Origin of the sequence: Pigmentiphaga aceris, from assembly GCF_008119665.1 — a bacterium.
GTDB lineage: Bacteria > Pseudomonadota > Gammaproteobacteria > Burkholderiales > Burkholderiaceae_B > Pigmentiphaga > Pigmentiphaga aceris.
In genome coordinates, this window is record NZ_CP043046.1 from 2,536,869 (window position 1) to 2,549,657 (window position 12,789).

The 12,789-nt window shown below is 60.7% G+C and carries 12 protein-coding genes; 11 read left to right on the top strand and 1 reads right to left on the bottom strand.

The features are described 5' to 3' along the window. Window positions 1–38 precede the first annotated feature (38 nt). From FXN63_RS10960 to FXN63_RS11000, 9 genes are all read left to right on the top strand, one after another. Window positions 39–932 carry an ABC transporter ATP-binding protein gene (locus FXN63_RS10960; RefSeq protein WP_246165101.1) on the top strand — a complete coding sequence of 298 codons (894 nt, stop codon included), beginning with the start codon at window positions 39–41 and terminating at the stop codon, window positions 930–932. Beyond that, window positions 929–1,756, top strand: coding sequence for an ABC transporter permease (locus FXN63_RS10965; RefSeq protein WP_148814756.1), 828 nt, complete (start codon window positions 929–931; stop codon window positions 1,754–1,756). Before FXN63_RS10960 ends, FXN63_RS10965 begins: the two co-directional genes overlap by 4 nt. A 245-nt stretch (window positions 1,757–2,001) precedes the next feature. Further along, window positions 2,002–2,976 (top strand): ABC transporter substrate-binding protein, encoded by a 975-nt coding sequence (locus tag FXN63_RS10970; protein ID WP_246165102.1) that lies wholly within the window; start codon window positions 2,002–2,004, stop codon window positions 2,974–2,976. Between the two features lie 42 nt (window positions 2,977–3,018). Next, complete coding sequence (locus FXN63_RS10975; protein WP_148814760.1) at window positions 3,019–4,521, top strand: aldehyde dehydrogenase family protein; 1,503 nt, start codon at window positions 3,019–3,021, stop codon at window positions 4,519–4,521. Between the two features lie 28 nt (window positions 4,522–4,549). After that, a complete protein-coding gene (locus tag FXN63_RS10980; RefSeq protein WP_148814762.1) occupies window positions 4,550–6,223 on the top strand; it encodes a GMC family oxidoreductase in 1,674 nt (557 codons plus the stop codon). A 10-nt stretch (window positions 6,224–6,233) separates the two neighbouring features. After that, window positions 6,234–6,656: a Rossmann-fold NAD(P)-binding domain-containing protein gene (locus FXN63_RS10985; protein ID WP_148814764.1), complete on the top strand. Its 423-nt coding sequence runs from the start codon at window positions 6,234–6,236 to the stop codon at window positions 6,654–6,656. A gap of 179 nt (window positions 6,657–6,835) precedes the next feature. Next, window positions 6,836–8,485, top strand: coding sequence for an FAD-dependent oxidoreductase (locus FXN63_RS10990; RefSeq protein WP_148814766.1), 1,650 nt, complete (start codon window positions 6,836–6,838; stop codon window positions 8,483–8,485). Between the two features lie 504 nt (window positions 8,486–8,989). Beyond that, window positions 8,990–9,583 carry a hypothetical protein gene (locus FXN63_RS10995; RefSeq protein WP_148814768.1) on the top strand — a complete coding sequence of 198 codons (594 nt, stop codon included), beginning with the start codon at window positions 8,990–8,992 and terminating at the stop codon, window positions 9,581–9,583. Window positions 9,584–9,620: 37 nt separating this feature from the next. Further along, the gene (locus FXN63_RS11000; RefSeq protein ID WP_222864034.1) at window positions 9,621–10,508 is read left to right on the top strand and encodes a S8 family serine peptidase; all 888 of its coding nucleotides are present in this window, start codon (window positions 9,621–9,623) and stop codon (window positions 10,506–10,508) included. Between the two features lie 42 nt (window positions 10,509–10,550). Here the strand turns inward: FXN63_RS11000 and FXN63_RS11005 are convergent, their stop codons facing one another. After that, window positions 10,551–10,964 carry a PH domain-containing protein gene (locus FXN63_RS11005; protein ID WP_148814772.1) on the bottom strand — a complete coding sequence of 138 codons (414 nt, stop codon included), beginning with the start codon at window positions 10,962–10,964 and terminating at the stop codon, window positions 10,551–10,553. A gap of 187 nt (window positions 10,965–11,151) precedes the next feature. Here FXN63_RS11005 and FXN63_RS11010 point away from each other — a divergent pair, with 187 nt between their 5' ends. Together FXN63_RS11010 and FXN63_RS11015 are read left to right on the top strand one after the other, a co-directional pair. Further along, window positions 11,152–11,616, top strand: a complete 465-nt coding sequence (locus FXN63_RS11010; protein WP_148814774.1) for an NfeD family protein — start codon at window positions 11,152–11,154, stop codon at window positions 11,614–11,616. A gap of 100 nt (window positions 11,617–11,716) precedes the next feature. Beyond that, on the top strand, window positions 11,717–12,679 hold the full coding sequence (locus FXN63_RS11015; RefSeq protein WP_425468695.1) for an SPFH domain-containing protein: 963 nt from the start codon (window positions 11,717–11,719) through the stop codon (window positions 12,677–12,679). Window positions 12,680–12,789 lie beyond the last annotated feature (110 nt).

Genomic DNA, 12,789 nt, shown 5'->3' on the forward strand with positions numbered 1-12,789 from the left:
TCGTTCGATCCCCCGCGCCCCCCCGACCGGAGATGCACGTGTCCACGATTCTTAGCCCGGCAATGACCAGCGCCCGTGCGGCGGTGCCAACGGGTGCCACCAGCAGCGCGGCCCGCGCTGCCGCCCCCGCATCCTGTCCCGATGCCCCGCACATCTGGGCGCGCGGCGTCTCGATGGACTTCCATGTGGCAGGCCGCATTCATCGGGTGCTGCACGACGTGGATCTGCAAGTGCCCAAGGGCGGTTTTGTGTCCTTGCTGGGGCCATCGGGCTGCGGCAAAAGCACTTTGCTGAAGCTGCTCGCGGGCCTGTTGGCCCCCACTGAAGGAGAGGTCAGCGTGGGGGGCATGACACCGATGGAAGCCGTGCGTCAGCGGCGCATCGGCATCATCTTCCAGGAAGCCACGCTGCTGCCGTGGAAGACCGCGTTGGAAAACGTCGAGATGCTGATGGAAGTCACCGACAAGCGCCGTCCGCGTGCCGAAATCCGCGACCGGGCGCGCGAGATGTTGCGCCTGGTGGGACTTGAGCAGGCCGAGGACAAGCGCCCGGCGCAATTGTCTGGTGGCATGCGCCAGCGCGTATCGATTGCGCGTGCGCTGGCACTCGATCCGGAAGTCTTGATGATGGACGAACCCTTCGGAGCGCTCGACGCCATTACTCGCGAGGAAATGTGCGACTTCCTGCTGGAAATCTGGGAACGCACCCGCAAGACGATTGTGTTCGTCACCCACACCATCGACGAAGCCGTTTTCCTGTCGCGCAACGTGGTGGTGATGGGCACCAACCCTGCGCGTGTGATCGAGAACATGCCGATCACGCTGGACTATCCGCGCAACGAGGACACCTACGCCATTCCCGCATTCGGCCAGACCACCGCACATCTGCGCCGCATCTTGAAAGAAGGCCATCGCGCCGGGAGGTCGGCATGACCACGCAAGCTACCCAGGCCAGCGCGCCGGCACCCGCCAAGCGGCGTCTGATGAAGCATCCGCGCTCGCGCTTCGCAGGCATCATCCCAGCGATTCTGCTGGCAATCGGCATGTTGCTGATCTGTGAAGTGCTGGTGCGCGCCTTCGACTTGCCTGAATTCGTGATGCCGGCACCCTCCGCAGTATTCGAGGTGCTGTTCACCCACCAGGCCCAACTGTTTGCGGCAACGCTGGTCACGGCCGAAGAAGTGGCATACGGCTTTTTCATGTCGGCAATTGTCGGCGCGCTGGTGGCCTTGGTGATCGCGCGTTTCGACCGTTTCGGCCAAGCCCTGTACCCGCTGGTGGTGCTGTTCCAGACGGTGCCGAAAATCGCCTTGGCACCGCTTTTCATCCTGTGGTTCGGCTACGACCTGGCTCCCAAGGTCACGCTGATCGTGGTGATGGCGTTTTTCCCGGTTGCATTGAACATGCTGGTGGGCTTGCAGTCAGTTGACCCCAATCTGGTGGCACTGCTGCGATCTGTCGGTGCCTCGCGCAGCGAAATTTTGCGGCGCGTGCAGATTCCGCATTCCTTGCCTTACCTGATGGCGGGGCTGAAGGTCGCCGTCACCTTGGGCGTCATCGGTGCAATCGTCGGTGAGTTCGCCGGCGCATCCGCCGGCCTGGGCTACATGATCCAGTTCGCGTCCACGCAGATGCAGACCTCGCTGGTATTCGCCGCCCTGATTCAGGTGTCGGTGCTGGGCCTGATTTTCTACTACCTGGTTGAACTGGCCGAGCGCCATTACATCGACTGGATTCCCCGTCCGAATGGACCTTGAGCGCGGCCCCTGAACGCGGCCCGTAACGGGCAGGGCACTGAAGCACCAGCAAGCCAATTATCGACACCAACCCGCTGCCTTCCGTTCCCCTTCGGCAAGCAGCGCAACCCCCACCGTGGCACGCCCACCGGGTAGCCACGACCCCAAGTCCTTGAAGTCCTTCCCCACGAGGTGATGTGATGCAGAACGTGACGCAAAAGCCCAGGCGGTTCCCCCGGCTCACAGTCGGTGTGTTGGCATTGAGCATGTTGGTTGCCGCGCCGTTTGCGCAGGCTGCCGACGCCGTAACCGTGCAGCTCGACTGGATCGTGCGCGCCAATCACGCCATGTTCTTCGTCGCCAAGGACAAAGGGTATTTCAAGGACGCCGACATCGACGTAAGCGCCATTCGCAAGGGCACCGGTTCCACGGACGCTTTGCGGCTGGTGGCAACCGGCAGCGCGCAGTTCGGCTTTGCCGACTTGCCCACCTTGCAGGTAGCACGTGCGCAGAAAGTGCCGGCAGTGGCCCTGGTGGCCGTGAACCAGCACAGCCCGCTCGCGGTGATATCGGTCAAGGCGCGTAAGCCGATCACCAAACCTGCCGACCTGAAAGATTTCAACTTCGGTGTCCACCCGTCAGGCTCAACCTATATCTTTCTGAAAGCCTTCCTGGCCGCCAACGGCATGCGCCTGGCCGACATGAAGCAAAGCACGGTGGCACCCCCATATGAAAGCTATCTGGTCATGGGCCGTGTCGATGCCGTACCGGGCTACATCGATGCCGAAGTGCCGGAACTCGAAAGCAAGACCGGTGGCCCAGGATCGCTGTCGATCCTGCAAGGCTCGGACTTTGGCTACAAGGCTTATGGGTCGGGCATGTTCACGTCGGAAAAACTCATTGCCGACAACCCCGGTCTGGTGCAGCGCTTCACGACTGCCTACATGAAGGCCTTCAAAGACGTGATCGAGAACCCCAAGGAAGCGGTCGACATCATCGTCAAGCTGAACCCCGAATTCAAGGGCAAGGAAGACGTGCTGAGCAAACAGCTGGACGCCGACATCAAGCACACCTTCTTCAGCGACTACACCAAGCAGCACGGTATTGGCGCGATCTCGGCCGAGCAGTGGAAGCAGACTGCCGACACCTTGCTTGAACAGGAAGTGTTGCCCAAGGGTGCCAGCACCACAGAAGGCTACGACAACAAGTTTGTGCAGGCCGCCAATGCCTTGCGTCGTTGATCCCATGACAGCCATTCATCCATCGGTTTGCAAGGGGCAGCCATGACAGTGACCTCACTGGACGCAGATGTCGGCCATAGCGTGGACAGTGTCATGCCCACGCACACCGATCTGTTCTACGGCGGCGCGTGGCATGCGCCGCTGTCGGGCGACTATGCGGACGTGTTCAACCCCGGCAACGGGGCGCGCTTGGGCCGCGTGGCCGTGGGTGGGGCAGCAGACGTGGATGCCGCAGTCGCCGCATCCCGGCAGGCGTTTCTGGCATGGCGCGATGTAGCGCCCCTGGAGCGCGCCCGCCAGCTTCGTGCAGTTGCCATGGAACTGCGCAAACACGCCAAACCCCTGGCTTTGCTGGACGCTGCCGATTGCGGCAACCCGGTTGCAGAGATGGGTGCCGACGTGATGATCGCGGCAGCCTTGTTCGAGTTCTTCGCGGGCCTGGTTACCGAGATGAAAGGTGCATCGATCCCCATGGGCCCGAACGCCGTCAACTTCTCGGTGCGTGAACCGGTGGGCGTGGTGGCGCGCATCGTGGCCTTCAACCATCCCTTCCTGTTTGCCGCCGGCAAGATGGCTGCGCCGCTGGCCGCTGGCAACACCATCATCATCAAACCACCCGAGCAGGCTCCCTTGTCTGCGCTGCGTCTGGCCGAAATCATCGGCGGCATGTTGCCGCCCGGCGTCGTGTCGGTGCTGCCCGGCGGGGTGGAAGTGGGCAGCGCGCTGGTCGCACATCGTGACGTCGCCATGGTCGGACTGGTGGGCAGCGTGCAGACCGGTCGAGCGGTAATGCGCCAAGCGGCAGAGCGCCTGAAACCCGTGCTGCTGGAACTCGGTGGCAAGAACCCGTTGATTGCCTATCCCGATGTCGATCCCGACGAGGTGGCGGCCGGCATCGTGGCGGGCATGAACTTCACCTGGTGCGGGCAGTCCTGTGGCTCCACCAGCCGTGCCCTGGTACACGACGACATCTACGACGAAGTAATTACGCGGGTAGTGGCGCGCTGCGCGGCTTACGTGCCGGGCGACCCGACCGACGCGGCCACCACCATGGGGGCCATCATCAGCAAGGCCCAGCACGAGCGAATCATGGGCTTCATCCAGTCGGCCAAGGATGAAGGGGCAAGATTGGTGTACGGCGGTGGGCCGCCTGCCAACCCGGCCTTGTGTGATGGGTTCTTCATCGAACCCACCGTGTTTGCCGATGTCACGCCAGCTATGCGCATCGCCCAGGAAGAAATCTTCGGTCCGGTGCTGGCCATCATGCGCTGGTCCGATGAGGCGGCGATGCTGGACTTGGTCAACAGCGTGGACTATGGCCTGACGTGTTCCATCTGGACCAATGACCTGGAAAAAGCCCACCGCACGGCGCAACGCGTGCAGGCCGGGTTTGTGTGGGTCAACGAGGTGGGCAAACACTTTTTGGGCGCGCCGTTTGGCGGGGTGAAGCAGTCTGGCATCGGGCGCGAAGAGTGCCTGGGCGAGATGCTGTCGTTCACGCAGGAAAAGAACATCCACATCAGCCTGCGCCGCGTGGCGCGCTGATACCGACTTTGACCAGACGGACTGCGCCATGAACAAGCAAGAGACATACGACTACATCATCGTTGGCGCGGGGTCGGCCGGATGCACGCTGGCCAATCGCCTTTCGGAGGATGCCGGAGTGCGGGTATTGCTGCTGGAAGCCGGTGGCTGGGACCGTGACCCATGGATTCACATTCCGCTGGGCTGGGGCAAGATTCTGCAAAAGCGCCTGCACGACTGGATGTACTTCGCCGAACCAGAAGACAACGTGGGCGGCCGTGCGGTGGAATGCGCGCGTGGCAAGGTGGTGGGCGGGTCATCGTCCACCAACGCCATGGCCTACGTGCGCGGCCATCGGTCCGACTTCGATCGCTGGGCATCCTTCGGCCTGCCCGACTGGAGCTTCGACAAAGTCTTGCCGTATTTCCGCAAGCAGGAAACCTGGGAAGGTGGTGAAGACAGCTGGCGTGGTGGTTCCGGCCCCATCGGCGTGCAGCGCTGCAAGTATCAAGACCCGCTGATCGGCGCGTATCGCACGGCCGCCATGGCTGCTGGCCACGCTTGGACCGAGGACTACAACGGTGCGCGGCAGGAAGGCTTCAGCCAGCTGCAGATGAGCATCCGCAATGGCCGCCGCTCCAGCACCGCCACTGCCTATCTGCGCCCGGTCTTGTCGCGCCCCGGCCTGACGGTGAAGGTAAATGCACTCAGCACCCGCATCGTGCTCGAGGGCGGACGGGCAGTGGGCATCGAGTATCAGCAAGACGGTGAACGCCGAGTTGCCCGCGCCGAGCGCGAAGTGTTGTTGTCAGGTGGCGTGATCAACACCCCGCAGCTGATGATGCTGTCGGGCATTGGCGACCCTGCGCAACTGGCCATGCACGGCATTGACGTCAAGCTTGCCGCGCCGATGGTGGGCCGCAATCTGCAAGATCACGTGTCCGCCATCGTGATGTATCGCCGCAAGGAAACCGGGCCGTTCCACCGCATGATGCGGGTCGACCGCATTGGCCGCGAACTGATCCGCGCCTATACCACTGGTAAAGGTTTTGCCGCCGACGTGCCGGGCGGTCTGGTCGGGTTTTTGAAAAGCAGTCCGGACATCAGCACGCCTGATCTGCAGATGCTGCTGACCGCCGCGCCCTTGGGTGCTTGGCCCTACCTGAAGCCGTTTCGCCAACCCTTCCCGGACGGATTCGCATGCCGCACGGTGCTGCTGCACCCGGAAAGCCGAGGCTCGGTCAGCCTGCGGTCCACCGATCCGGCCGCCGCGCCGCGCATTCATCAGAACTTTCTGGCAACGGATTACGACTGGAAAGCGCTGCGCAGCGCCATCCGCATGATCCGCGAGATTGCGCAGCAACCCGCGCTGTCTCCCTTTATTGGGGCCGAAATCGCCCCGGGGCCGACATTGAACACTGACGCCGAGATCGATGCCTTCATCCGCAAGACGGCGATCACCGTGCATCACCCGGCCGGCACCTGCCGCATGGGTGCCGCGGGTGATCCACGTGCGGTGGTGGACGGACACCTGCGTGTCTTTGGCATCGACGGGCTGCGAGTGGTTGATGCTTCGGTCATGCCCGATCTGACCACTGGCAACATCAACGCCCCGGTGATCATGATTGCGGAAATGGCTGCCGACATGATTCGCGGTCGCGCCTTGTTGGGTGCCGGTCAACCCGCCATGTCCGCTGCCGCGCCTGCAGCGCTGGCCGCTTGAGGCCACGACGATGCGAGCGGGTGGTATGGGTGGTTTGACCTTGGCGCGGCATCGCGTGGTGTGCACATGGGCACTGCCGCCCGCCGTGCACGCGCGACTCGACCGATTTTTTGATGTGTCCTGTGCCGACACGGCGTTTGACGGTGCATCAGCCTTGTTGATCGACGAGCGCCTGTGTGTGGATGCCGAACTGCTGTCGAAACTGCCCTTGCTGCGCGCCGTGTGCAGCGTGGGGCCGGCGCACCTGCATCTGAATCTGGGCATACTGACTCAAGCGGGGGTGATTGCCACCAACACGCCCGCGTTGGGCGAGGAAGAAGCCGCCTGGGCTGCGGCTGAAAACCTGATTGCGGCCTTTGGCTTCGGGCGTCTGGGGGGATATCCGTCGAATCTGCTCAACCAAGACTTGGCCTGCATGGGATGCTGTCTGTAGGTGCTTGCTGATTGTTGAACCTGCGGTGCTGTCTTCAATAAAGAACTGTCGCTGATCAGCGCCAACGCTTCAGCAACGCTCTACCACCGAGCAGTCCTTTTGGGGGCTGGTTCCGCCGCCCGTTCCAGACGATGATCCGTTGAGGATCGATGGCGATCCACGCTGGTTGAGGATTGACCATGGCACATCCGCGAATGGCAGACGCGTTTCCGATTCTGGGCGCACACGATATCGAGCGCACTGCGGCATTCGGCTCGCTGCGAAATTACGAGAAAGATTCCCGCCTGTTCCACTCAGGGCAGACGGGCGATGGCCTTTTCCTGATCCTGTCCGGACACGTGACGCTGTGCCAGCGCGATGGCCTGGGTGCCAGCGAACCCATGTACGAAGCCGGGCCAGGCCAGTTTCTGGGTGAAATCGGCCAGTTGTCGGGCAACCGGGCCTTGGTGGACGCCATTGCTCAAGGCGAGGTCAGAACGCGCTTGCTTACGCCAGGCTGCCTGCGTGAACTGGTTGTTATTGACGCCAGCCTGGGCGAACGCATCATGCGGGCACTGATTCTGCGTCGGGTCATGCTGATCGAACGCGGCATCGGCGGCCCTTTGCTGATCGGCCCGGGCGGCTCCAGCAACATGACACGCATCCGGGGCTTTCTGACCCGCAATACCTTGCCGCATCGGGTGCTGGACCCCGCGTCTGACGCACGCGCCAAAGCCATGCTGGACGCACACTCACCATCACAGGAAGAACTGCCTTTGGTGGTCTGCCCAGACGGCACCATCTTGTGCAATCCCGCCGAAAACACGTTGGCCACCCACTTGGGCATGCTCGACTTGCCCGACGAAGACAAGGTGTACGACGTGGCCATCGTGGGGGCCGGCCCCGCCGGACTGGCCACGGCGGTGTATGCAGGGTCGGAAGGGCTGTCGGTCATCGTGCTGGACGGACGATCGTTCGGCGGCCAGGCAGGAGCCAGTGCCCGTATTGAGAACTACTTTGGCTTTCCAACGGGCATTACCGGTCAGGCGCTGACTGCCCGCGCTTTTGTTCAAGCACAAAAGTTCGGCGTGAAAATGCGCATCCCCACCCAGATCAAGCACCTGGATTGTTCACGTAAAGACGGCGATCTGTTGATCAAGGGCGAAGCGGGGAGCCAAATACGAGCCAGGACCGTGGTGGTGGCAACCGGTGCCCGTTACCGTCGGCCAGACATTGCGCAACTGTCCACCTTCGAAGGGCGAGGGGTCTGGTACTGGGCATCGCCTATCGAGGCGAAAATCTGCGCCGATCAGGACGTGGTGCTGGTGGGCGGCGGCAATTCTGCCGGGCAGGCGGCGGTTTACTTGGCTGCGCACGTCGCCAAAGTGCGCATCATGATTCGGCGCGAGTCCTTGGTGGCCACCATGTCCCGCTACCTGATCGACCGTATTGCCGCCACGCCAAATATCGAATTGATCGCCAATGGCGATATCGTTGCCCTGGAAGGAGATGCCGACGGCCATCTGATTGCGGCTCATTGGCGCGAACGGGGTAGTGGCACGGAACATCGGCTACCCACCGCCAATGTGTTCCTCTTCGTCGGGGCCGATCCCGAAACCGACTGGCTGGCCGATTGCGGCGTTGTTCTGGACAAGTCGGGCTTTGTCGTCACGGGCGTTGCCTCAGAGACGAACCCCGCACCCGCAATGCTGGAATCGTCTGTGCCCGGCGTGTTCGCGGTTGGGGATGTGCGCTGCGGTTCCGTCAAACGTATTGGCGGGGCAATAGGAGAGGGCGCGCAAGTTGTGCCGGCGCTGCATGCCTTTGTGGCGGTCGCGGCAAGCGTTTAGCGCTTGAGTACCGCATCGCCGACATCTCACGGCCGTAAACTCGGCCATCTTTTATTTCAAACTATCGAAATCAAAAAACTCATCAATATGAATGAATAAAAATGCGCCAATTGGCGCATTTTTTTGTTCTGAACATTATGGGTGATCAGTAATTCATAATATTCAAATATTTGCCTAGGCTGCGATCAGAAAAACAATAATAATTTTTCGTAGCAGGTATATGGAGTTCCCGGAGAGGATGTCATGAATCGTCAGATAGATCGGGGGCTTACCCTTATTGTTGTGCCGAATCATCGGTAGAGAAAAATATTTTCTGGGCTTCGCATCCACGAAACCAACTCGGCCGTATCCTTACCTGACGAAATCTGACGCCGACAAAATCGAAACTATCTTTTGTTCGTAATGATTGACTTCTGATTCGTTGCCTAGTCCGCGTTCTTGTTTTTACCCCTTCGATAATCTCTGGCTCGCCTGCTGGCGGCGTGCCTCACTACCTTGTGTCCGATGAATCGTCTCTGTCTGTTCACCGTCTGTTCGCTGATGTTTGCGTCGTCTGCCTCTGCACTGGAACTGGAAACATCCTGGTTCGAAGGCGCGTCGTTCCGGCAAGCCACGCACCTGATCGAACTGCGCCAAGGTTCTTACCTGTCGCGCAACGCGGCGAACCTGCGCAACGGCGGTTATCAGCTGGCGGGCGGTGACCAGGTGAACATGAACCGCTGGTACGACACGAAGTGGGTAGATGTCGGCGCAAGCTGGATGACGCAGCTGACCGACAATGTCGGCCTGATCTACGGCCTGAGTACCGGCGAACAAGCGCAGAAATACAAGATTGCTCCCAGCCTGAAGCTTGGCCTGGTGGCACAGATCAAACCGGCCTCGAACATGGTGGTGTCCTTCCGGGCCACGACCATCCTGGGCGGCGCATTGAACGAAAAAAGCTGTACCGCTGATTACGGCGACATTGGTGGCGTGCAACAAGTGAACTGCCGCCTGGCCGCCTCCACGCTCGCCCCGCAAGAAACCCTGAATTACCTGATCCGACAACGGCCGCTCTATCGCAACGAAGTGTCCGTCACCTTCAACTGGAAGTTTTGAACTTCAGTCTCCTTTTCCCTGCACAGGAATGAATCACATGAAAGCCATTGCATTTGCTGGTTTGCTTACCCTCGCTGCCATCCCCTTCGCCACGCACGCACAAACTGCCCAGTCGTGGATGCACTCAGACGTCAAAAGCGCCTGGAGCCAAGGCTACAAAGGTCAAGGCACAACGATCACCGTGATCGATGACTACACCAGCAACAGCATGCTGACCGGCAACTTCGGAACCGGCACCAAGACCCAGCGTCATGGCGACTTCACGCTGCTCGAAGCCAGCATGGTTGCCCCGTCGGCCAACGTGCGCGCCATGGACTTCAGCAACACCGGCGCGGTGGGCTTGAACAAGGGCCTGAACGTGTTGAACGCCAGCTACGGCATGTACGCCGCCAATGGTTATGCCAACAACCAGATTGGCTGGAGCGGTCGCGAAGCCTCGATGATTTCCTACGCCAAGACCGGCGCAGCCGTAGTCGTGAAGGCAGCAGGCAATGACAGCGTGGCAGTGACCGGCGTGAATTCCGCTGGCAACGCCGACTACCTGAACCGCGCGCTGGTCGGTGCCCAGTCGGCTATCTTCGTGGGCGCACTCAGCCGCAATGGCAGCAACATGATTCTGTCGCAAGCATCGCTGGCTTCGTATTCCAACTTCGCCGGCAGCGACAAGTCCGTGCAGAACAACTTCGTGGTGGTCGGTGTCGATTCGTCGCAAACGCGCTTGCAGGGCACTTCGTTTGCCGCACCGATCGTCAGCGGCTACGTCGCCATTCTGGGCAGCAAGTTCACCCAGGCATCGGCCACGCAGATCACCAACCAACTGCTGAACACGGCACGTACCGACACCATCGCCAACTACAACGCCGCCACGCACGGCCGAGGCGAAGCCAGCCTGTCGCGCGCGCTGGCCCCTGTGGCCATCAAGTGATCGACGGCATCAATCATCCAGTATTGATTCAAGCTTAGTGATTCAAGCCCGTACCGCGTCGACCCGCTGTTGCAGGTCGACGATGAAGGCCTCGCGTTCGCGCGGGGAAACCAGTTGGGTGCCGTGTCTGAAGTTGATCTTCACACGGCGAATTGACAGCGCCGGAGCCGACAACAAGCTGCGGCTCGGCGCGATGCCGGTAATGTCGGCATAAGCAATGCGTTGGCGGATCATGCCGCAACGAATCAGCAAATGATTTTCTTCCAGTTCGTAGCGGCATGGCATCGTCATCACCGCTACGATTGCGCCTGTGAAAATGGCCACGCCTAGCGAGATCAGGGCTGCCAGCGGCGCGGTCCGCAGCAGCAAAACGCCGTGCGTCACCACCAGCCCGATCGTTCCGCCAATCACCAGCACCAGCCATGCATCAATGCGTGAAGGATAGGCGTGCGTCATGGCGGGGTTCCGGTAATTAATCGCAGCGCGAGTGTACGGTGTCCTGACATCGGGTCGATGCCGTTCACCGCCATCAGCCCATCAGATGGCTTCGTCAATGCAAGCATCGGTGTGTCTGCGTGAAGCCAGCCCATCTTGTGAGTGATAATGGCAGTCGATACGCCGTGGGCGGCGAAAGGATGAATCGATGAGCTTGTCGTGGATCTGGTTTGGCCTGGCGGTGTTGGCCTTGATCGGAGAGGTACTCAGCGGGACGTTTTACCTGTTGGTCATCGCTGCGGCCTTTGGCCTGGCAGGTTTGGGCGCGTGGTTCGGCCTGACCTGGGCGCTGCAGATGGCAATCGTCGCCGTCGCCGCCATACTGGGCGTGCTGGTGCTGCGCCGGGCAGGCGTATTGCGCAAAGTGCGCAGCACGGATGACCGTCGTGACGTAAACGTCAATCTCGATATCGGTCAGGTTATTCATATAGATGCCTGGCGCGACGACGGCACTTCTCGCGCGCGTCATCGCGGTGCGCAATGGGAAGTCAAACTTGTGCCCAACGTGCCGCAGGCCCCTGGTTTGCATCGAATCGTTGAAGTTCGCGGCAGTCAGTTCCTGGTAACGCCGCATACGAGCTTGAATACCCCCGCGCACGAAACCCACACGTAATACCGCTGGCACGCGCTGCCACTGGCAGCCGAGACATTGCAGAAACCCCGTTCCGCCTGCAGGCAGAACGCCGACGACTTTTCTTAAATAGGGCAGGCCGATGATTCTGGACGTCTTTTCGATCGTATTGATCTTTTTTGTAGTCCTCGCCGTCTTGATCGTCTTCAAGGCGATCGCAATCGTGCCGCAGCAAAACGCGTGGGTGGTAGAGCGCCTGGGCAAGTTTGACCGGGTCCTGTCGCCCGGCGCGGGTTTTGTGATTCCCTTCATCGAACGCGTGGCCTACAAGCACTCGCTGAAAGAAATCCCGCTGGATGTGCCCAGCCAGGTGTGTATCACCAAGGACAACACACAGCTGCAAGTCGACGGCGTGCTGTACTTCCAGGTGACTGACGCGATGCGCGCGTCTTACGGCTCATCGAATTACATCGTGGCGATTACGCAGTTGTCGCAGACCACGCTGCGTTCGGTCATCGGCAAGATGGAACTGGACAAGACCTTCGAAGAACGCGAGTTCATCAATCACAGTATCGTGTCGGCGCTGGATGAAGCCGCGCTGAACTGGGGTGTGAAGGTCTTGCGCTACGAGATCAAGGATTTGACGCCCCCGAACGAAATTCTGCACGCCATGCAGGCGCAGATCACGGCTGAACGTGGAAAGCGCGCGCTGATCGCAGCGTCGGAAGGTCGTCGCCAAGAGCAGATCAATATTGCAACCGGTGAACGGGAAGCATCGATTGCGCGCTCGGAAGGTGAAATGCAGGCGCAGATCAATCAGGCCAAGGGTGAAGCAGCCGCCGTGCTGGCCATTGCCGAGGCTACCGCCAGCGCCATCACGCAAGTGGGTGAAGCCGTGCGCGCACCTGGTGGTATCGAGGCCGTGAACCTGAAGGTGGCCGAACGTTATGTGGATGCCTTCAGCAACCTGGCCAAGACCAACAACACCTTGATCCTGCCCGCCAACCTGGGCGATGTAGGCTCGCTGATCGCGTCTGCGATGACGGTGGTGAAGGGCGTATCGGTGCCGGGTTCGTCGATCGGTTCTTCGATTGTGCAGAAGTGATTGGCTGAGGTCAGGGTGCAGAAGTAGCGCATACCTGGCGCACCGGTAATGAGTGCGGAAGTAAAATTCGGGGGCTTGCTGGCAAGCCCCCGAATTCATTTTTACGCGTT